The 18,335-nt window shown below is 62.7% G+C and carries 16 protein-coding genes and 1 pseudogene; 6 read left to right on the forward strand and 11 right to left on the reverse strand.

Annotated features, from left to right (window positions below):
* The first annotated feature begins 119 nt into the window (after positions 1 to 119).
* A complete protein-coding gene (locus Q0603_RS03590; RefSeq protein ID WP_298722191.1) occupies positions 120 to 665 on the forward strand; it encodes a hypothetical protein in 546 nt (181 codons plus the stop codon).
* A 29-nt stretch (positions 666 to 694) separates the two neighbouring features.
* Here Q0603_RS03590 and Q0603_RS03595 read toward each other — a convergent pair whose 3' ends face one another.
* The 11 genes and pseudogenes from Q0603_RS03595 to traG form a co-directional block, all read right to left on the reverse strand.
* Positions 695 to 2,074 (reverse strand): TrbI/VirB10 family protein, encoded by a 1,380-nt coding sequence (locus Q0603_RS03595; RefSeq protein WP_298722195.1) that lies wholly within the window; start codon positions 2,072 to 2,074, stop codon positions 695 to 697.
* 7 nt (positions 2,075 to 2,081) lie between these two features.
* The gene (gene trbG / locus Q0603_RS03600; protein WP_298722482.1) at positions 2,082 to 3,077 is read right to left on the reverse strand and encodes a P-type conjugative transfer protein TrbG; all 996 of its coding nucleotides are present in this window, start codon (positions 3,075 to 3,077) and stop codon (positions 2,082 to 2,084) included.
* Between the two features lie 131 nt (positions 3,078 to 3,208).
* Positions 3,209 to 3,907 (reverse strand): conjugal transfer protein TrbF, encoded by a 699-nt coding sequence (gene trbF, locus Q0603_RS03605; protein WP_298722198.1) that lies wholly within the window; start codon positions 3,905 to 3,907, stop codon positions 3,209 to 3,211.
* Entirely contained in the window at positions 3,904 to 5,226 is a 1,323-nt protein-coding gene (gene trbL / locus Q0603_RS03610; RefSeq protein WP_298722200.1) for a P-type conjugative transfer protein TrbL, read from the reverse strand. The genes trbF and trbL overlap by 4 nt, the downstream gene beginning before the upstream one ends.
* 27 nt (positions 5,227 to 5,253) lie before the next feature.
* Positions 5,254 to 5,967 carry a P-type conjugative transfer protein TrbJ gene (trbJ, locus tag Q0603_RS03615; RefSeq protein WP_298722203.1) on the reverse strand — a complete coding sequence of 238 codons (714 nt, stop codon included), beginning with the start codon at positions 5,965 to 5,967 and terminating at the stop codon, positions 5,254 to 5,256.
* Positions 5,964 to 8,468: a conjugal transfer protein TrbE gene (gene trbE, locus Q0603_RS03620; protein WP_298722206.1), complete on the reverse strand. Its 2,505-nt coding sequence runs from the start codon at positions 8,466 to 8,468 to the stop codon at positions 5,964 to 5,966. The genes trbJ and trbE overlap by 4 nt, the downstream gene beginning before the upstream one ends.
* Positions 8,469 to 8,491: 23 nt before the next feature.
* A complete protein-coding gene (locus Q0603_RS03625; RefSeq protein WP_298722485.1) occupies positions 8,492 to 8,761 on the reverse strand; it encodes a VirB3 family type IV secretion system protein in 270 nt (89 codons plus the stop codon).
* 2 nt (positions 8,762 to 8,763) lie between these two features.
* Positions 8,764 to 9,048, reverse strand: a complete 285-nt coding sequence (locus Q0603_RS03630) for a TrbC/VirB2 family protein (protein WP_298722488.1) — start codon at positions 9,046 to 9,048, stop codon at positions 8,764 to 8,766.
* Between the two features lie 98 nt (positions 9,049 to 9,146).
* A complete protein-coding gene (trbB, locus tag Q0603_RS03635; RefSeq protein WP_298722209.1) occupies positions 9,147 to 10,154 on the reverse strand; it encodes a P-type conjugative transfer ATPase TrbB in 1,008 nt (335 codons plus the stop codon).
* Entirely contained in the window at positions 10,151 to 10,948 is a 798-nt protein-coding gene (locus tag Q0603_RS03640; RefSeq protein WP_298722212.1) for a hypothetical protein, read from the reverse strand. Before Q0603_RS03640 ends, trbB begins: the two co-directional genes overlap by 4 nt.
* A 493-nt stretch (positions 10,949 to 11,441) precedes the next feature.
* A pseudogene (traG, locus tag Q0603_RS03645) lies at positions 11,442 to 13,244 on the reverse strand (IncP-type conjugal transfer protein TraG); the annotation flags it as partial.
* Positions 13,245 to 13,835: 591 nt separating this feature from the next.
* Between traG and Q0603_RS03650 the strand changes: the two are divergent.
* The 5 genes from Q0603_RS03650 (at position 13,836) to Q0603_RS03670 (ending at position 18,335) form a co-directional block, all read left to right on the forward strand.
* A complete protein-coding gene (locus tag Q0603_RS03650; RefSeq protein ID WP_298722215.1) occupies positions 13,836 to 14,210 on the forward strand; it encodes a response regulator in 375 nt (124 codons plus the stop codon).
* Positions 14,211 to 14,351: 141 nt separating this feature from the next.
* Complete coding sequence (locus Q0603_RS03655; protein ID WP_298722218.1) at positions 14,352 to 14,801, forward strand: chemotaxis protein CheW; 450 nt, start codon at positions 14,352 to 14,354, stop codon at positions 14,799 to 14,801.
* Positions 14,798 to 16,255 carry a protein-glutamate O-methyltransferase CheR gene (locus Q0603_RS03660; protein ID WP_298722221.1) on the forward strand — a complete coding sequence of 486 codons (1,458 nt, stop codon included), beginning with the start codon at positions 14,798 to 14,800 and terminating at the stop codon, positions 16,253 to 16,255. Before Q0603_RS03655 ends, Q0603_RS03660 begins: the two co-directional genes overlap by 4 nt.
* A 41-nt stretch (positions 16,256 to 16,296) precedes the next feature.
* Entirely contained in the window at positions 16,297 to 16,866 is a 570-nt protein-coding gene (locus Q0603_RS03665) for a chemotaxis protein CheW (RefSeq protein ID WP_298722224.1), read from the forward strand.
* Between the two features lie 17 nt (positions 16,867 to 16,883).
* Positions 16,884 to 18,335 (forward strand): methyl-accepting chemotaxis protein, encoded by a 1,452-nt coding sequence (locus Q0603_RS03670; protein WP_298722227.1) that lies wholly within the window; start codon positions 16,884 to 16,886, stop codon positions 18,333 to 18,335.

Genomic DNA, 18,335 nt, shown 5'->3' on the forward strand with positions numbered 1-18,335 from the left:
TCTTCTGGGGCATTCCAACGTCCTCCTACGGCTCAATAGCCTACTTCAGGGAGGACCACTTTTCAGGGGGCAGACCAAGCTTTCTCGATGGAGCCGACTGGTCCGGCGCCTTGATGCCATTGGCCGACCTGCCGGTGCATTCTGAGATGGCAGACCTGATCCGTTTTGGCGAGGACTTCCGCAATTCGCCCAGCTACAAGCGCCTGTTGCGATTGCTCAACCGGGGCCGCCCGGTCAAGCGCAACATGGTGGCGCTCAGCAGCCCGGAACTGATCGATCAGTATTTCATGACCTATCTCAACCTGCTGGACAGCGTCCGCAGCCATGGCCTGCTGCCACGTGCAGCAGCTCCTGGCGAAACAACCTGGAAATCAGCAGCACGGCGGCGCAGTGAGCGCGATATTGGCATCGCCATTGGTGCCGATGGCGAGCTTTTGCGCTTTCGCCATGGCCAACATCGCACTGCTCTTGCCCAGCTGCTCGGCCTGCCTGCCATCCCGGTCGAGCTGCGCATGGTCCATACCGACTGGCTCAAGCGCCAGGTCGCACGGACAAAGCTGCCACCAGCAGAAGCTCTGCTTGCAGGACTTGCCGAATACGATCTGCAACATCGGCCCGATTGGCGGCCCGAGCTTGAACAAAACCAGCAGCCTTTACAGGTTTAGGCTGTTCACAATCAGGCCGTGACAAAGCGTTAGCCCCGATAGGGACGGAGCAGCAGGTCCTTATGCACAATCACAGTAAGCGGCCAGCCCGGCCGGATGGTGATGGTTGGATGGATGTTGAGATTACGCTCCGTGATGCGCTGACCAGCACGGTTCGTATTCTGCTGCGCGGATTCGCGGATCGCCCGCACCAGTTCGCTCTCCTCGTCTCCGAAGGTCAGTTCAGTGCCAACCCCAAGCAGCGTGGATAAAGCCACACCGCCGATGAGCCGCCAGGTGTGGTAATCGACCGCATCCGCAAGTCCGGCATAGCCACTGGAATCGCTTGCCGGCAGGTTATCGACAACAATGCTCGTCCCATCCGGCATGATGATGCGCTGCCAGACGATAAGTGCGCGGCTCTGGCCATAGGCAATAACGCTGTCATAGCGGCCGATCAGCTGGCTGCCCTGCGGGATCAGAAGGTGACGGCCGCTGACCGTGTCATAGACCGGTTCGGTGACCTGTGCCTTCACAAGCCCCGGCAGATCGGAGTTGATGCCGCTTACAAGGCTTGCAGAAATCACGCTGCCCGCCAGGAGCTGATAGGGTGAAAGCAAGTCCTGCAGGGCGTGCGGATTAAGCGTGCTGGCATCGCTTCTTGCCTGCATGAAATCGAGCTTGCGCCGCTGATGATTCTGGTCGTTTTCCAGATCAAGCGGCAGGGCCGTCAGCTGTGACCGGTTACCCCCCTCCGGCTCCTGAGCGGCAGCGGACGGAGCAGCTTGCCTAGGATGGCTTGCCGCAGTAACCGGTCCCGGTATTTGCGCGCCATTTGCTTTGACGCGGAAAAAGACGCCCGCTTCACGCGCCTGCTGTGCAAGGCGTGCCAGCCGCTGGCGTTCGGCCTCGGCCGCCTTCACCTCGGTATCGATTCCTGAGCGCTCAACGGCCCTTTCCGGCTGGGAATGGCTGGGACGCGGCGGCGGTGGATTTGACAGCGGTGGATTTGGCGGCGGTGCCGGGGGGCGCATTTCGCCGTAGTTCGACGGCAGATTGGAAAGACTGTCGGCGACCGGCCTCTGGCCGCTGAGCTGCAGAAGTTCGCGTCGCTCCCCCTCATGTCTTGGCACTCGCAGAGCCGCAAATGTCGCCCCGAAGACAGCTGCCAGAAGCAAGGCGGCCGCAAGGACAATCAGAAGGCGGTTCAGCCTGACAACCGGTTGCGGCCGACCTTTGAGTTCGACCTTTTCGATCGAGACCTTCTCATCGATCGATACCTTCTCATCGGGCTTGATGGCAGGATCGGAGCGTTCATCTCCCATCGCATCCCCGGTCGCTGCATTCTGGGCTGCTGCGCCCCCGGTCGATGTATCCCTGGCGGGAGCATCCCCAGTCGGTGCATTCCCGGCCGCCGCATCCGTGGTCAATGGATCCTTAGCCACCGCCATTCTCCCCGACAGTGGCTGGCTGATCGGTGCGGCTGATGCGGACGATCTGCTGGGGCGCCTCGCCCAGACGCAGTTCTGCAGCGGCAAACAAGCGATCGACGATGTAGTAATGCCCCCGCATGCGGTAGTTGGTCAGCGCCGCCTCGCCGTTTGGAGCGATCAGAAAGAGCGGCGGCGCCTCTCCCTGGTCTATGCGGCGCGGGAACTCGATATAGACCTTGCGGCCGTCATCGAAGGCCCGCAAAGGGCGCCAGGGTGGTGTGTCGCCGCTGATCGCATAGCGAAATCGCAGTCGCTGCAGATCGAGCCCCTGGTCCACGGCCTGCATCTGCAGGGCTGCCTGGTTGCGCCGCCTGAGCAGCAGGAGTTCGTCCTGCGGATAGCGCCAGGACAGCGCGGCCATATAGACGTCCTCGCGGCTTTCCAGCTCCAGATGATAGGTGCGGCGGTCGGTGGTGATCACAAGATTGGTGCTCAGACCGGCAGCGATGGGCTTGATCAGGATATGCACCTGCTCGCTCAGGCCGCTGCCGCTTGTGGTATCGCCCAGCACCCAGCGCAGGGTATCGCCGGCGGAGACGGCAATCAGTTTCTCTCCCGGCTCGAGCGCGATGTCGCTGACCTGCTCCGGCTTGGCGTAAAGCCGATAAAGCGCTCCTTCCGTATAAGGGTAGACCTGAATGGCGTTGACATAGCCATCAACGGCAGGCTCGTACCGCGCACCGCGCTGCGCCGCCGTGATCTGCTCGACCAGGCTGCTTTGGCGGGCTCGTGCGATCTGGCCAGGCGATTTTCGCGAATCGGCCGGTGTTGAGGCCAGCGGCTTCAACTGGCCGGGCAGCGGCAGGGGTTCCGGTATGGTGACGATCTCAACCGGCGCTGGCGGCTCAGCCGAAAGCAGCGGCGTTTCGTCAGCAGGATCATCGCTGTCGTAGACGATGGCAGGAGGAGGCTGCAGGCTTTTACAGGCGGCAAGCGGCATGACTGCCAGGGCAAGGATAAGCAGATTGAGGACCGCTTTGCTCGAGCCAGAAGGCCAGAAAGGGGTGGGCCGGCATAAAGGGCGGAACGCCTGCTGCTGCGGCGCCGACAGCGGAGATGGCAAATCCTTGCTCATGGGCTTTCTCCCCGGTCCAGTTGCCGCGTCCAGTCCAGGCCATGGACATAGATGCCGAGCGGGTTCTTGCGCAGCCGCTCGGCATCGCGCGGCGGTTCGATCCGAATGGTGAGCATGGCAGTCCAGCGTTCAGCGCTCAGCCGGCTGCCCTGGCGCCAGGTCTCCTCGCGCCATTGCACCTGGAAACTGTCCGCCGAGGCCCGCACGATGCTGATGACGTCGACTGAAACCGAGCGCTCGCCGATCGAACGGAACGGATCATGGGCGGTGGCGTAGGCATTAAGCATGCGCGCCCCCTGGTCGCTGACATAGTCATAGGCCTCAAGCCAGGCCTGTCGCACGACCACGGGATCGATCGACAAGCCCCGCACATTGCGAATGAAGCGGGCCAAATGATGGGCGATCTGGGCATCGCTCGGCCGATACTTAGCCTCGACCGGGCCGATAGCCTGGACTGTGCCGAAGCGGTCGACCTCGACAACGTAAGGGACCACCTGGCCCCGGACAGCGAGCCATACGAGGCCGCCGGCAAGGCAGAGACTGAGCGCAAGGCAGCCAAAAGCAACCAGTCGCCAGCTGCGCGCCTGTACCCGGGCCGAGCCGAGCCGCTCATCCCAGATAGCTGCCGCCTTCTGGTAAGGCGTAACAGGCTGGGGGCTGTCGCCATAACGGCTTTGGGCGCGCTTGAACATCATCGCCGCCCCCTGCCATCGCCTTCGCTCAGATCCGGAGTGGCCGGCGAAGCCGGGCGGTCCCCGTCCCGGATTGCCTGGCTTGCCAGCAGCAGGCGGCCGCGCCGGCGCTGCTCCTCCTGCAGCCGTGCCGCCCAGGCCGGCATGGCGGACGATCCGCCAGCTGCTGGCATACTGCCTGGCGAGGGCGCCCGCTGTGCGGCGCGGCGGCCGGCCTGCATGCCGGCGGCGATGTTGTCGCGCAGGCCCTGTGTCATGACGCGCCCGGCGGTCTGGGCAATACCTTTCAGGCCTGCCCGCACCGCACTTCCAGGATCTGTGCCGTCCCCCGAAGCCTTCGCACCGTCACGGCCGGCTGCATAAGCGGCCGCGGTTCCGGCCCCCAGCGCGGCTGCTGCGCGCGTGGCAGTCATCCCGGCATTGGTCGTCCGCCTTGCCAGCTGCGTGCCAAGGCCTGCGGCAGCAAGGCTTGCCGCGACAGCTGCACCGACGCTGCCCAGCGCGGCACCGGCGCCAAGCTGCGGGGCGCCGGCCGTCAGCCCGGCCGCAACGGCCGGCCCGAAAATGCCAAGCCCGAACAGGGCAAGCGCTCCCAGCATGAGCGACATGGCCTGGACGAGATCTGCCTCGCCGGCTGACAGAGCGGCCGCAAAATCTCCAAACAGGGTGGTGCCGATGCCGAGAATGACGGCAAGCACCATCATCTTGACCCCTGCCCCGATGACATTGCCGAGCACCCGCTCGGCCAGAAAGGCCGTGCGCCCCCACAGCGCGAAAGGCACCAGCACGAAGCCCGCAAGGCTCGTCAGCTTGAATTCCAGCACGGTGATGAACAGCTGCACAGCGAGCAAAAAGAAGCCAAGCACCACCACGAACCAGGCAAGCAGCAGGACCAGCACGGTGACGATGTTGTCGAAGAAGCTGGTGAAGCCGATCAGGCTGCCGGCCTGCTCAAGCAGCGGCAGCGCCGCCTGAAAGCCGGTCCAGGCGACAAAACCCGGGCGGAAGAGATCATCAGCATCAAGCCCGCTAGCGGAGGCCTGCAGCCCAAGCCCGGCAAAACTCTCAAACACAATTGTGGTCAGAAGGCTCCAGTTGTTGAGCAGCAGTGCGAAGAAGCCGACATAAAGGGTCTTGCGGATGAGCTGTGCGATGATGTCGCTGTCCTGGCCCAGCGCCCAGAACAGGCCGGCAAGCGTGATGTCGATGATGATGAGGCTGCCGGTCAGATAGGCGACCTCGCCATCCAGCAGCCCGAAGCCGCTTTCGATATAGGCGATAAAGACCGCAAGAAAGCGGTCGATGATGCCAAGATCGCTCATGCCGCCAAGCCCCTATGGAGGCCACCTTCAAGGCCGTGCGGGCCGGCGCGCGATGAAGCGGGCAAACTGCGCGCGTGCCTGTTCCTGGGCCATGGCCTGACGGGCCTGCTCAAGGCTCTGGGCGCGGTATTGTGCTGCCGCCATCGCCTGGAACTGCGCCTGCTGTTTGGCCTGCAGCGCCAAAAGCTGGTTGGTGGCCTGGCTTGCCTGAAGATTGCCTGCAGCTGCCTGGGACAGATCGACCAGTTCAGCAATCAGCGCCTCGTCACCGGCCAGGGTCTGGGCGAGCTCCGCCTGCAGCCTTAAGCTGTGAGCAAAGCCCTCCATGGCATAGATCCAGCGCTGACGAGCATCGCGCAGCAGGGTATTCCCGCTGATCGAATCGGCATAGGCTTGCGGATAGACTTCCGCTAAAGCCCGCTCCGTCTCGGCCATCGACAGCGCGATGCCCTCGGCATCGTCGATGAGCGCCTCAATGCGCCTCAGCGCCAGGGCAAGCTCAGGCAGAACCGAATGCGGCTGCGGAGCAAGATCGCGCGCCATGTTCTGCAGCATGGTGACCTCGTGCTGCAGGCTTTGAACCTGATTGTCGATCTGAACGAGCGCACGGGCGGCCTGCAAAAGATTCTGCGCATAGTTCGACGGATCGAAAACGGTAAGCGCCCGTGCGGTCTGGCCGCCAAGGCAACACGACAGAGCGGCAGCGATCATGAGACGGACAAGGCAATGACGCAGTTTCATGACCAATCCTCCTTAAAAACCCTCTGCCCTGCATCACTGGCTGCAGCTGAAAGCTCTCTTTCGTATTGCTCCGCAAGCTCGGCCGCCCAGGACAGCCCGCTTTTGCGCAGCCAGGCTTTCAGCAACCCCTGCCGGCCATGCCGGATGAGAAGCTCATCGATCAGGCGCTGGGCCCTGGGGCTTGCGGCAGCGCAGAGACTGAGTGCAATCGGCCCCAGCCCGAGTTCGAACAGGCGATTGCCGCGGCGCGATTGCAGATAGTAATCCCGCTTCGAGGAGGCCGTGGCGATCAGGCCGATCTGGCGCGCATTCAGCCCGAAGCCCTCATAAATGGCACGCAGCTGCGGCTCATGCGCCCGGTCATTGGGTAGGAAAATGCGCTGCGGGCAGGATTCGATGATGGTTGCGGCAATGCTGCTGGCGGCGATGTCAGCCAGAGACTGCGTGGCGAAGATCACGGCCACATTCTTCTTGCGCAGTGTCTTCAGCCAGTCGCGCAGGCGGGCGGCAAAGAGCGGATGGTCCAGAAAAAGCCATGCCTCGTCCAGGACCAGCAGCCCGGGACATCCGTCAAAGCGCTTTTCCAGAAGATGGAACAGGTAGGTCAGCACCGGCAGTATGACCTGCGGCTGGCGCATCAGCGCCTCCATCTCGAAACAGGTCACATCGGCAAGTGCCAGCTGCTGGCGTGCCCCATCAAGCAGAGCACCGTGGGGCCCCTCGAGCGTGAAAGGCTTAAGCGCCAGCTGCAGATGGCGCGATGGCAGCAGCGCCACAAGGCCCGTCAGCGTGCGTTCAGCCTCTGGCGCCGAAGCGAGACTGTTCAGCGCCGACCATACGGCATCCTTGACCTCGGGCGTGAGGACCACCGCCTCCTGGGCCAGCAGCTGCAAAACCCAGTCCACCGCCCAGCTGCGTTCGGCCGGCTCATCGATATGGCAAAGCGGCTGCAGAAGCGCTGCGCCGGGCCCGGCCTCGCCGCCGTCAGCCCAGGCGGCGGCGAAATCATGGAAGCATCCGCCCATCGCAAGCACGGCAAGCCTTGCCGAAGCGCCTTTGTCGAAGATGGCAATCCGGCTGTCCGGATAGCGGCGAAACTGCAGGGCGATCAGCGCCAGCAGCACCGATTTGCCCGCACCGGTCGGGCCGACGATCATCATATGGCCGACATCACCGATATGGGTGGACAAACGAAACGGCGTGGCGCCGCGCGTCTCGGCCAGCAGAAGCGGTGGGCCGGCCAGATGGTCGTTGCGTTCAGGCCCGGCCCAGATGCAGGACAGCGGCACCAGATGGGCAAGGTTGAGGCTGTGGATGAGCGGCTGGCGGATATTGGCATAGAGATGGCCGGGCAGCGAACCGAGCCAGGCCTCGACGGCATTGACGCTCTCGCGGATGGTGGCAAAACCGGCGCCGTTTATCACCTTCTCGACCATGCGCAGCTTGTCGGCAGCAGCCGATGCGCTGGCATCGCTGATGGTGACCGTGATGGTCAGATAGCCGAAGGTGACATGATCCCCGCCAAGCTCCTGCAGGGCGAGATCGGCATCGGCGACCTTGTTGTCGGCGTCTGGATCGATCAGCGGGGCGGGCTGCTGGTAGAGCACCTCGCGCAAGAGCATCAGCATCGATTTGCGCCTGGCAAACCATTGCCGCCGCAGCCGGTTCAGCATGCGCTCGGCATCGGGTTTGTCCATCGGAATGAAGCGGCTCATCCAGCGATAAGGCATGGCCAGCTGGTTGAGGTCGTCCAGAAGACCAGGCCGGGTAAGGTCTGGAAAGCCGAGCACGGTCAGGCTGCGCAGATGCTGCTCCCCCAGCATCGGCTCGAGACCGCCAACCAGTGGCGTGTCGACCAGAAGCGCATCGAGATAGACCGGAATGGATGGCGCCTTGACCCTGTGACGGCGTGTTGAGATGCAGCCATGCAGATAGGTCAGCGTCGCCTCGTCATCGAGCGGTTCGATTTCGGCCAGGATCGGCTGCAGAAGATCGAAGGCACGGTCGGTCTCGCGGCGGAAAAAGGCCAGCCGCTCACGAAGCTCGAAAGACTCCCTGGCCTTTGGCCGCAGCAGCAAAAGCTGCTCAAGCCGTCCAAGCTCATCGACCGGCGGCAGCCAGCAGAGCGTGAGATAGCAACTGCTCTCGAAATGGTGGCGGGCACCGTCCTCGCCCGCAAAACGCGCCTGGCGTTCCTGATCGACGAGCCAGGAGGCGGCATCGGAAAAGCTTGATTGCGGATAGCCTGGAGCTGGATGACGCGTAGCTTCGAAGAACAGCGCCCAGCCATTGCCGAAGCGGCGCAGCATGTTGTTAAGACGTGCGCAGGCGGCGATAAGTTCGGCCTCGCTTGCGCTTTCCAGATCAGGGCCGCGGAACCGGAAGCTGCGCTGCAGGCTGCCATCCTTGTTGAGCACGATGCCCGGCGCAACAAGAGCCGCCCAAGGCAGGTAGTCGGCCAGCAGCCGGCCTTTGCGGCGATAGTCTGCGATCTGCATCATCTGCTCCCTCCCTGCCCTCTCCCTCAGCAGCCAAACCAAGGCGGCTGGTGCAGGTGCCTGGCCAGCACCGGCGCGAATTGCGCATCGCGCCTTGCGATCAGCACCGCCAGGCTATGGCCGACAAGCCAGAGCAGCAGCCCCGCCAGCCACAGCCGCAGGCCAAGGCCCAGGCTCGCCGCCAGCGTGCCGTTGAGAATTGCGAGATTGCGCGGCGCACCTGCCAGCAGGATCGGCGCCGTCAGCGCCTGATGCAGCACGACGGTGAAGCCTTCCGGACCAGAGGAACGGGACATGCTCATGAAATCAGCGCTCCGCCGCCGAAGGAAAAGAAGGTGAGGAAGAAGCTCGTCGCTGCAAAAGCGATCGACAGGCCGAAGACGATCTGGATCAGCCGCCTGAAACCGCCAGCCGTATCGCCGAAGGCAAGAGACAGGCCCGTAATGATGATGATGATCACCGCGATGATGCGCGCCACCGGCCCCTCGATCGAATCCAGGATCGCCTGCAACGGCGTCTCCCAGGGCATGTTCGAGCCAGCCGCAAGGGCCGGACCTGCCTTGGCGACCACAAGGCCGGCCATTGCCCAGCCAAGCCGCAAAAGAAATCCCAGATTGCGCAGGCTGTGCTGGCGCGCGTGCTGCTGGGTCTTTTGCTGCACCGTGTGCCCGAAATCATCGCTCAGCATGGCAGGCTCCTGGGATTGGCGCTTGTTTCGATTGCCATCCGCACCAGCCGGTAATGCCCGTCGGCGGACAGGCCATTCAGCGCGGCGATGGTCTCAACGCGGCGGCCAAGGCTGTTGCCGGAGAGGAAGACAATGACATCGATGGCCTCCGCGATCAGGCTGCGCGGCACCTGGGGGATGGCCTCCTGCACCAGCTGCTCTAACCGGAAAAGCGCTGCGGACGCGGAATTGGCATGCAGGGTCGCAATCCCCCCGGGATGGCCGGTATTCCAGGCCTTGAGCAGGTCGAGCGCCTCGGCACCACGCACCTCGCCGACGATGATGCGATCGGGACGAAGCCGCAGCGTGGAGCGCACCAGATCGCGCAGGCTGCTCACTCCCGGCCGGGCCCTGAGCGCCACCATGTCGGCAAAATGGCACTCAAGCTCCCTTGTATCCTCGATCAGCACCACCCGTTCCTGGTCCGCGGCTATTTCGGCGAGCAAGGCATTGGCCAGGGTCGTCTTGCCTGAGCCGGTGCCGCCGCAGATAAGGATGTTGCGCCGCTCACGCACGGCGCGGCTCAAATAGGCCGCCTCGGAGAGCGTCATGGCGGCGTCGCGCACGTAATCGGCAAGCCCGTAGCGGCGAACTGCGGGCTTGCGGATGGCAAAGCAGGGTGCCGGTGCGACCGGCGGCAGCAAGGCCTCGATACGTGCGCCAGCGATGTTGCTTAAACCTGCCGGCAATTCTGCGCTCAAGACCGGCCGGTCGGGGCCGATCTCCATCCCGGCCTGGCTTGCGACCAACCGGATGATGCGGTCGACTTCCGCAGGCAAAAGCACCACCCCGGTCGCAGCCATGCCGCTTCCAAGCCGTTCGATGCGCAATGCGCCATCGGGATTGACAATGATGTCGCTGACGGCGGGATCCTGCAGGGCGCGGCCGATTGCAGGCCCGAGCGCCGAATGCAGCATGCCATGCTGACGGCGCGAGCTCTCGGCGGCAAACAGGTTCGTCATGATGCTGCCTCCGCCACACCATTGCCTGCCGCCTCGGCTGGCCGCTTTGATGCCTGCTGCTCCGCTGCCTGCTCCATTGCGGCAATGCCGGGCAGCGACGCGCCGCCTCCCCCAGCCGGCGCTGATGGCAGCTCCACTTGCTCTGAAATGATCTGTCCCGGGACTTCCGGGTTCCGTACGTCCTGGCCGGAGGTTTCCGGGTCGGAAATTTCCGGAACTGAGCTTTCCGGGCCTGAGATTTCTGGGCCTGAAATTCCCGGGCCTGACACTTCCTGGCCTGTCGCGTCCTGTTCTGGCTCATCCAGTCCAGGCGCAGTCTCGCTTGCTGCGCCTTCTTTTGCCGTGTCCTTTGCCCCTTCCGGCTCGGCGGCAACAACGAATGCCTCCGGCGGCAAATACTGCACGAGGTCATCGCTCAGCCGGCGCCCGGCGGCGAGCCTGCGACCAACCTGGTCGATGAAGGACTGGAAACGGCGCTGGCCAAGCGCGCTGGCAGCCGGCTGTTCAGCTTCCGCAACCGGCGGCGTAACGGAAAGCTGATAGCGAATGAACAGGGCGAGCGTCTCGATAAGGATATGCAGGTTGCGCTCAAGCCGATGCAGGCTGCGGCTTGTCCGATCAAGCCGTGCCTTGATCAGCGGATCGATCCCGATGCCTGCTTCACGTGACAGCCAGGCCTGCAGGGCTTCGCCGACGACGGCGGATTTCGAGCCGCCCGGCCCGGCTGCCAGGGCAGCCAGCTGCCGGCTCAGGACATCGTTGAGATGGATGGTGTGTCGAACGGTCTTGCTCATGCTCAGCTCCCTGCTTTGGGTGGTCCTGTTCTGCAGCGTCCTCTTCGTCCTGCTTCAGGCGCCTGGATCATGGATCTGCGCGGGAGGTACCTGGATCCGGGCCTGATGCATCTGCTCCCTGCACCGCCATGCTGGTTGCGCGTTCAGATTCCCCATTTGCTGCTTTATCTCGCCGGCTGTCCGGGCTGGCGTTTTGCAACGGCGCGCTTCTCGGCTGGCCGGCAACCGGATAGCGACGTTTCTCCTGATCAGGGTCGGCCAACCCGTCCGGGATGCTGGCTGCCTCTGCAGCGGTATCCGGCTGCGCTCTCTTGCTCGATGACACAGAGGCACCGGTCAGGATCAGATCATCGGCCAGCATGATCATGTCGTCGGCCGGCTGAACATCAGAGCAGGCAGGCCATTGGAACAGCGGCATCATGACTGCATCCGAGGCCTCGTCCGGCCTTTTCTGCGGCAAATCGATGCAGCTCGATGCAATGCGGGAATCGACGGAGCGCTGCTGATCGCTCCAGTCATGGCCCGGCTGACGGGATGCCGGCAGGTCGCATGTCGTGGGCGCCGGCGGCGGCAGGAGGCGTGCCAAGAAACGGCCGTCACGATAGTAGCGCAGCTTCCTCGCCCGGATCGGCGCCATTCCGGAAACAAGGATCAATGCGTCCGATTTCGGCAGCCGACGGATTTCGTCGGGCGTTAAAAGCGGCCTGGCACTGTCCTGCTCGCTGATCGAGACATGCGGCAACCATAGCGCCATACGCCGGCCGGCATAATTGTGGCGCAGCTGCCGTTCGGTTGCCGTGCCCAGGCTCTCCGATAGCCGCTTTGCGGTATGGTCGTCATTGCAGGCAAACGAGATTCGGATGTCGCAGTTTTCAACAATCGCATTATGCGGCCCGTAGAGGGCATCGATCTGGTTGAGCGACTGCGCAACGATGAAGGCGCGGATGCCATAGCCGGCCATGAAGGCAAGTGCGCTATGGAAAAAATCCAGGCGGCCGAGTGCGGGAAACTCATCAAGCATCAGCAGCACGTCATGGCGCTGCCTTCTTGCCGTCCGGCTCTGCCGCCCGGCGATATGGATGGCCGCGCCTTCCTTTGGCGGCGAAGCGGCCCCCTCGGTCAGCCGGCGGGCGATCTGGTTGAGCAAAAGCCTGATCAGCGAGCGCGTGCGTGACAAATCCGATGGCGGGATCGTCAGGTAAAGCGAGACCGGATGGGCGGCGTCGATCAGGTCAGATATCCTGAAATCGCAAGTGCTCGTTGCCCTTGCGATCATTGGATCGCGGTAGAGCGACAAATAGGACAGAGCCGTTGAATGCACGCCAGAGCGTTCATTGTCGGACTTGTCCAGCAGGCTGCGGGCGATTGCAGCGACGACTGGATGCGGCTGCGGCGCATCAATGCTGCCCAGGTGATTGGTCGCCATCATGGCCCGCAGCGTCTGCTCGAAGGGACGCGCCGGATCAGAAAGCAGGCCGACGACACGGTTCAGGCTTTTGTCGGCTTCGGCATAAAGCACATGCAGGATGGCGCCGACCAGCAATTCGTGGCTGGTCCTGTCCCAGTGATTGAGCGTCTTCTGCGTGCCTTCGGGATCAACCAGGATATCGGCAATGTTCTGGGCGTCGCGAACCTCATGTGCTCCCTTGCGCACCTCCAGAAGCGGGTTGTAGCGGATGCTGTGCGCCTCGGTCGGGTTGAAATACAGACAATGCGAAAAGCTGCTGCGCCAGCCTGCGGTCAGCGCCCAGTTCTCCTGCTTGATGTCGATGACAATGACCGAGCCCGTCCAGGACAGTAGCGTTGGGATGACCAATCCCACACCCTTGCCGCTGCGGGTCGGCGCCAAGGCCAGCACATGGGCTGGACCGGCATGGCGCAAATAGCGAGGACCGAATTGCCCCAGCATGACACCGGCATCGCCGTGCAATCCGGCCTTGTCGATCTCGTCTGCACTCGCCCAGCGCGCCGAGCCGAAGGTCGTGGCCTGGCGGCCCTCACGGTTGCGCTGCGGGCTGAAGAGCCAGGCAACCGGAGCCGCCATGAAGCCGCCGAAGGTTGCGATTACGCCGCCGATGGCAAAGACGTCGGGCGCATGGGACTCGAAGGCATACCACCATTCGAAGAGGCGCCAGGGATGATAGACCGGCCATCCAAGCAGCGAAATCATCGGCGCCCCTAGCTGGCGCTGGTAGTCCAGCATGGCGGCGGTCCATTGCGTGGCAAGCCACAGACCGGCGAGGATGGTTCCGAAGACGGCGACGGGGCGGATGATGACCCTGGCAATCGATGGCATGGCGCTGTCCCACAAGCGGAAGGCCTTTCAGGTTGGACATAGCCATGCCGAAAGATGACGCGATCGCCAATTGCGCTTCTCTACGATCTTTTACGATCTCTTACGATCTTCTTCGATCGGGGAGGTGCACCGTTGGGGTACCGGGGGAGGTCCGACCCGAAGCGGCAGGATGCAAGAAGGATATCCGGAAGGACTTTCCTGCGATCTGCGAGGAAATGGTGGGACATAGACTGGATCAGATATCCCGTCCCAGTTCTTGAGCATCTCATACCGGCGGCAGCTCTGCCTTTCGCATTTTGAGAAAGCGTTCGAACAATTCGAAAATGCTATTGGGGATTGTGCTCTTCGTCGTGGTGCAAGCTGGCGGTACGGAGACGGCGACTGATCCAAGATCTGAGACGACTCAGAGTGTTACCGCAGTGCCGCATTGCAGGCTTGTAAGTGAGCAAATGACTCGCAACGATCTATCTTCGATTGCGGCCCGTCACTCTTCCAATGTATACAGGAGATTGAGGGGGGAACCAGTGAGACGACCTGACACATGGGACCCGGGAAGACTTTCAGGCCTTCGAGCGAGCCGGGAGCAACCACATGGCGCGTATTCTTCTGGTCGATGATGAACCATTGCTGCGCGAAACGCTGAAAACCGCGTTGCATGCGGCTGGATATACTGTTGCCCTGGCGCCCAACGGAGACGCGGCCCTGAAGTTGTTGGCAACCGAAGCTTTTGACGTGATCGTCACCGACGTGCTGATGCCAGAAACCGACGGCCTGGAAATGATCATGCGTATTCGCAAGCAGGCCAAGGATGTGCGGATCATCGCCATATCTGGAGGCGGCCGCACGCGCAATATGGACATGCTGGAATTTGCCAAAAGCTTCGGTGCGGACACGGTTATGGCCAAGCCGTTCCTGCCCAAGCAACTGATTGAAACGATCAAAAACCTGATGGGAGAACGGATTTGACAGATGACCCTGCAGCATCAGAACTAGCAGGCCAAGATCTGGAAGGCGTTATTATTCACATAGTTGCCGCCTGAAGCAGGCGTATCTGCGTTCGCAAATCCAGTTCTGAAACAAGGGGTGGAGGCCAGATGAGGCAGGGGGATGCCAAGTCTGATTTTTGAGCTGGACCAGCAGCAATTCGCAATCGGCATCAACTTCGTCGAGGAAGTGCTGCCATTCGTGCCGGCGCGACAGATTCCGCAGGTTCCTGCGATCGTTGAGGGCATCGTCAACCTGCGCGGTTCAGCCCTGCCGGTTCTTAATATTCGCGCCCGCTTCGGGCTGCCTCCCACCCCCCCTGCGCTGTCCGATCATCTGATCGTTGTCAGGATCTCAGGCCGCAAACTTGCCCTGCACGTTGACCGGGCGAACTCTGTTGTCGAGCTGTCCGCTCGCTCCGTCACCGACGTCGCGGCCATTGTCGCGGGAAGCCGCTACATCAGCGGCGTGGCACAAGTCGATGGCGACATCATCTTCATTCACGATCCCGAACTTTTTCTGCGCGAAGCCGAACTGGCAGCGCTGGCGGAATTTGGGATGGCGGCATCATGAGCGCCAAAGCCGCATTGCAGTGCGCCGAGGTGCTGGAATGGTTCTCAAGCTTCAGCGGCGGGACGGTCCCCGCCAGCCGACATGGCGATCTGGAAGCCAGAATACGCCGCGTTATGCGTGCCAACAGCATCCCGAGCATGGCATACTTAAAAGATGCCCTGCTCGCCGGCCATCAGGTTCTGGACAGCATCGTTTCAGAACTGACGGTCGCGGAAACCTACTTCTTCCGCGATCCGCATCATTTCGACCTGATACGCCAGCGGGTGATACCGGAATTCCTGGCCACTCATCCGGCGGACGCTGCCTTCCAGACCTGGAGCGCCGGCTGCGCTACGGGGGAAGAGGCCTATTCGCTCGCCATCCTCTTCGACGAGCTCGGCATCGGCGACCGGTCTCGCATCCTTGCTACCGATATCTGTCGGGCCTCGCTGCAAAAAGCGAAGCGCGGCCGTTACGGCGACTGGTCGTTCCGCAGCGAGGCCAGCGGCGCCGCAAAGCGGTATTTTCGCCAATCCGGTGCCCACTTTGTCCTGGACGAGCAGATCCGCGGCCGCGTGTCCTTCCGCTATGGCAATCTCGCCGCCGATCCAGCCAGTATAGCTGCCGGCACGACCGGCAGGGACATGAACCTCATCCTGTGCCGCAATGTCATGATCTATTTCGATCCGGCAGCGATCCGTCGCCTGGCCGGCATCCTCTTCGACGCCCTCGCGCCGGGCGGTTGGCTCATCGTCGGCCCCTCCGATCCGCCGTTGTGGGATTTCGCCCCGTTCGAGGTTGTCTCGACCGGCAACGGGCTTTTCTACCGCCGGCCGCCGCAAACGACGCCCGCTGTACCCCGGATGGCCAATGTCCCGAGCGCCGTTCTGCAAGCACCGCCCGCGCGCAATGCGGCGGCGAGGTTTCCGACCGCCAGGCTGAGGGGGAGCAGGTCGCAGATTCCCCATCCGCCCAGCCCTGCAACACGCGCCAAGAAACCGGATCCGAGCCAGGGACCTGAGTGGATATCGACACAAAGCTCTGCCCGCGAGCCGGCGCAAGAAGCGGAGAGCGAAGCAGCACGTACGGCACGGCTGGTCCGCGAGGCAGCCGACGCCGGAAGACAGGAATTTGCCGCAATGGCAGAAGCCGCCGCAAAAGCGCATCCGCTGGACGTCGAGATCCAGTATCTCCACGCGCTGGCACTGCTGAGCGCACGGCGCTTCGAGGCCGCCTGCGCAACCGCACGACGGGTCGTCTATCTGGATGGGTCTCTCATCATGGGACATTTCATTCTGGCCACCGCACTGGCCCGCAGCGGTCAGAAGGAGGCAGCCCGGCGCTCCTACCGCAAAGCCGAGGCGCTGTGCGTCGCACTGCCGCCGGATGAAAAGATCCGGTTCGCAAACGGCGAGACCGCCGCCATGCTGCGGGAGGCGGCACGCCTTCATCTGCAGGCAGAAAGGACCGTGTAATCCGATGCTAGCGCCAGCAATAACCAGGATACCGGCTCGCCATGAGCGCTGACCGCACAGCTTTGGCGCCTTCCGGTTTCGATCTGATCGCAGTCCGGATCATGGAGCAGCGCGCCCGCCGGCTTGCCGCGTCGGCGGCTGTGGCCGACCACGACACGACCTATGAAATCCTCGTCTTCCGTGCCGGCGCCGAATTGTACGGCCTCGACCTGGCCTTCGTCGCGCAGGTCACCAAGGTCGGTCCGCTTATCCAGGTTCCAGGCGCCAAGCCACCCTTCGCCGGCATATTCACCCTGCGCGGAGGGATCGTCAGCGCCTTCAGCCTGAGCCAGGCGACCGGCCAAGCCCAGAAGCCGATAACGGAGCACACGCGTGCCATCGTCTGTGGGACAGACATCTTTCGCTTTGCGCTGCTTGCCGATGAAGTAGTGCAAGCCACGTCCGTGCAGACTGGCCGGCTGACGCCGCCCGAAAGCACAGCGCCGCTGGCCGGCTGCACGCGCGGCCTTACCACGACGGGCATCATCGTACTCGACGGCGATCAGCTGGCAAAGTCCGGCGGACCGCTGTTCACCGGCCCGGACGGACCATCAACAATCAATCGGGATTGAAGTGTCAGGGGGGAAACATGGCCCGGCTCACCGTACAGCAAAAGCTCATACTGGGATTCCTCATCGGCCCGGTCATCCTGGCGATCGTTGGCTGGATTGCCTACACCAATACGCGCAGCCTGCTCGACAGCCGCGAACCCATCGTCGGCAGATATGGCGTCATGGTTGCACTGAATGCCGTCGAGGCCGGCTTGCTTGCGACGGAGAACAGCGCGCTCACCTATATTCTGACAAAGGAGCAGCGCTATCGCGACGACTATGTAGCGGAGGTCGCGGCCTTTGACCGCCAGATCCAGCGCCTCAACGAGCTGGTACGCTCAGGCGGCTATACGCTGCCGCAGCTGCAAAGCGCAATTCGCCTCATATCGGAGCGAAGGGCGATCACACGTGACGCCATGGAGAGCCTGAACAATACCGGCATGGAGCAGGCAACCGCGGCGCTGGCGCGGGCAAAACAGATGACCGGCGAGATGCGCGCATTGCTTGGGGAAATTGAGCGCGAATTGCAGGTCCGACTGGAGGCCGACAAGCAGGAGTCGCTGGCTGTGGCGAACCGCAGTTTCGACGCCATCATCTGGGGCACACTGCTAAGCTTCCTGCTGCTGGCGATCGGCAGCTTCTACCTTATTCGCAGCATTACCGTTCCAATCGGTGGCGCGGTTGATGCCTTGGCATCGGCATCGGCGGAAATCCTTGCCGGCACCACGCAGCAGGCAAGTGGAATGCGCGAACAGTCTACCGCGGTATCTGAAACCGTGACCACGGTCGATGAGGTGCTGAAGACTTCCGAACAGGCAGCGCAGCGTGCCCAGTCAGTGGTCGAGGCATCACAGCGCGCCGTCGAAGTCAGCAACAGCGGGCGCAAGGCGATCACCGAATCGATCGAAGTGATGGATGCGGTCAGGGAATCCGCAAACTCCACTGCAGAGGCGATTCTGGCCCTGGCCCGGCAGGCACAATCCATCAGCGAGATCACCGCCTCGGTGAACGAAATCGCCGAGCAGACAAATCTGCTGGCGCTTAACGCCGCGATAGAGGCGGCCCGGGCCGGCGAGGCCGGAAAAGGCTTCGCAGTCGTCGCCAGCGAGATCAAGGCGCTGGCAGAACAGTCGAAAAAGGCCACGACCCAGGTGCGCCAGATTCTGGGAGAAATCCAGCAGGCCACCAATGCGGCGGTGATCGCCACTGAGGAGAGCGGAAAAAGCGTCAACGGGGCGATCAATACGATCAATGCGGCGGGCGCTACGATTAATGAACTTGTTGAGACCATCAACAGCGCTGTACAGGCGGCCATCCAGATCGCCGCCTCGGCCAACCAGCAGAATGCAGGGATGTCGCAGGTTCATCTGGCCATGGCGCAGATAAATCAGGTTGCGAACCAGAATCTTGCGGCAACCAAACAGTCCGAGCAGGCTGCGCGAAATCTCAACGCGCTCGGCCTTCAGCTCAAGCAACTTATAAAAGGCTGA

It is taken from the genome of uncultured Ferrovibrio sp., assembly GCF_937960835.1.
Lineage (GTDB): Bacteria > Pseudomonadota > Alphaproteobacteria > Ferrovibrionales > Ferrovibrionaceae > Ferrovibrio.

Bases quoted from the DNA above. Each gene is read 5' to 3' on its own strand.
- trbG (WP_298722482.1), bottom strand. From the start codon at position 3,077: ATGCCGCTTGCCGCCTGTAAAAGCCTGCAGCCTCCTCCTGCCATCGTC.
- trbF (WP_298722198.1), bottom strand. From the start codon at position 3,907: ATGATGTTCAAGCGCGCCCAAAGCCGTTATGGCGACAGCCCCCAGCCT.
- trbL (WP_298722200.1), bottom strand. From the start codon at position 5,226: ATGAGCGATCTTGGCATCATCGACCGCTTTCTTGCGGTCTTTATCGCC.
- trbJ (WP_298722203.1), bottom strand. From the start codon at position 5,967: ATGAAACTGCGTCATTGCCTTGTCCGTCTCATGATCGCTGCCGCTCTG.
- trbE (WP_298722206.1), bottom strand. From the start codon at position 8,468: ATGATGCAGATCGCAGACTATCGCCGCAAAGGCCGGCTGCTGGCCGAC.
- Q0603_RS03625 (WP_298722485.1), bottom strand. From the start codon at position 8,761: ATGTCCCGTTCCTCTGGTCCGGAAGGCTTCACCGTCGTGCTGCATCAG.
- Q0603_RS03630 (WP_298722488.1), bottom strand. From the start codon at position 9,048: ATGGCCGGCCTTGTGGTCGCCAAGGCAGGTCCGGCCCTTGCGGCTGGC.
- trbB (WP_298722209.1), bottom strand. From the start codon at position 10,154: ATGACGAACCTGTTTGCCGCCGAGAGCTCGCGCCGTCAGCATGGCATG.
- Q0603_RS03640 (WP_298722212.1), bottom strand. From the start codon at position 10,948: ATGAGCAAGACCGTTCGACACACCATCCATCTCAACGATGTCCTGAGC.
- Q0603_RS03650 (WP_298722215.1), top strand. From the start codon at position 13,836: ATGGCGCGTATTCTTCTGGTCGATGATGAACCATTGCTGCGCGAAACG.
- Q0603_RS03655 (WP_298722218.1), top strand. From the start codon at position 14,352: ATGCCAAGTCTGATTTTTGAGCTGGACCAGCAGCAATTCGCAATCGGC.
- Q0603_RS03660 (WP_298722221.1), top strand. From the start codon at position 14,798: ATGAGCGCCAAAGCCGCATTGCAGTGCGCCGAGGTGCTGGAATGGTTC.
- Q0603_RS03665 (WP_298722224.1), top strand. From the start codon at position 16,297: ATGAGCGCTGACCGCACAGCTTTGGCGCCTTCCGGTTTCGATCTGATC.
- Q0603_RS03670 (WP_298722227.1), top strand. From the start codon at position 16,884: ATGGCCCGGCTCACCGTACAGCAAAAGCTCATACTGGGATTCCTCATC.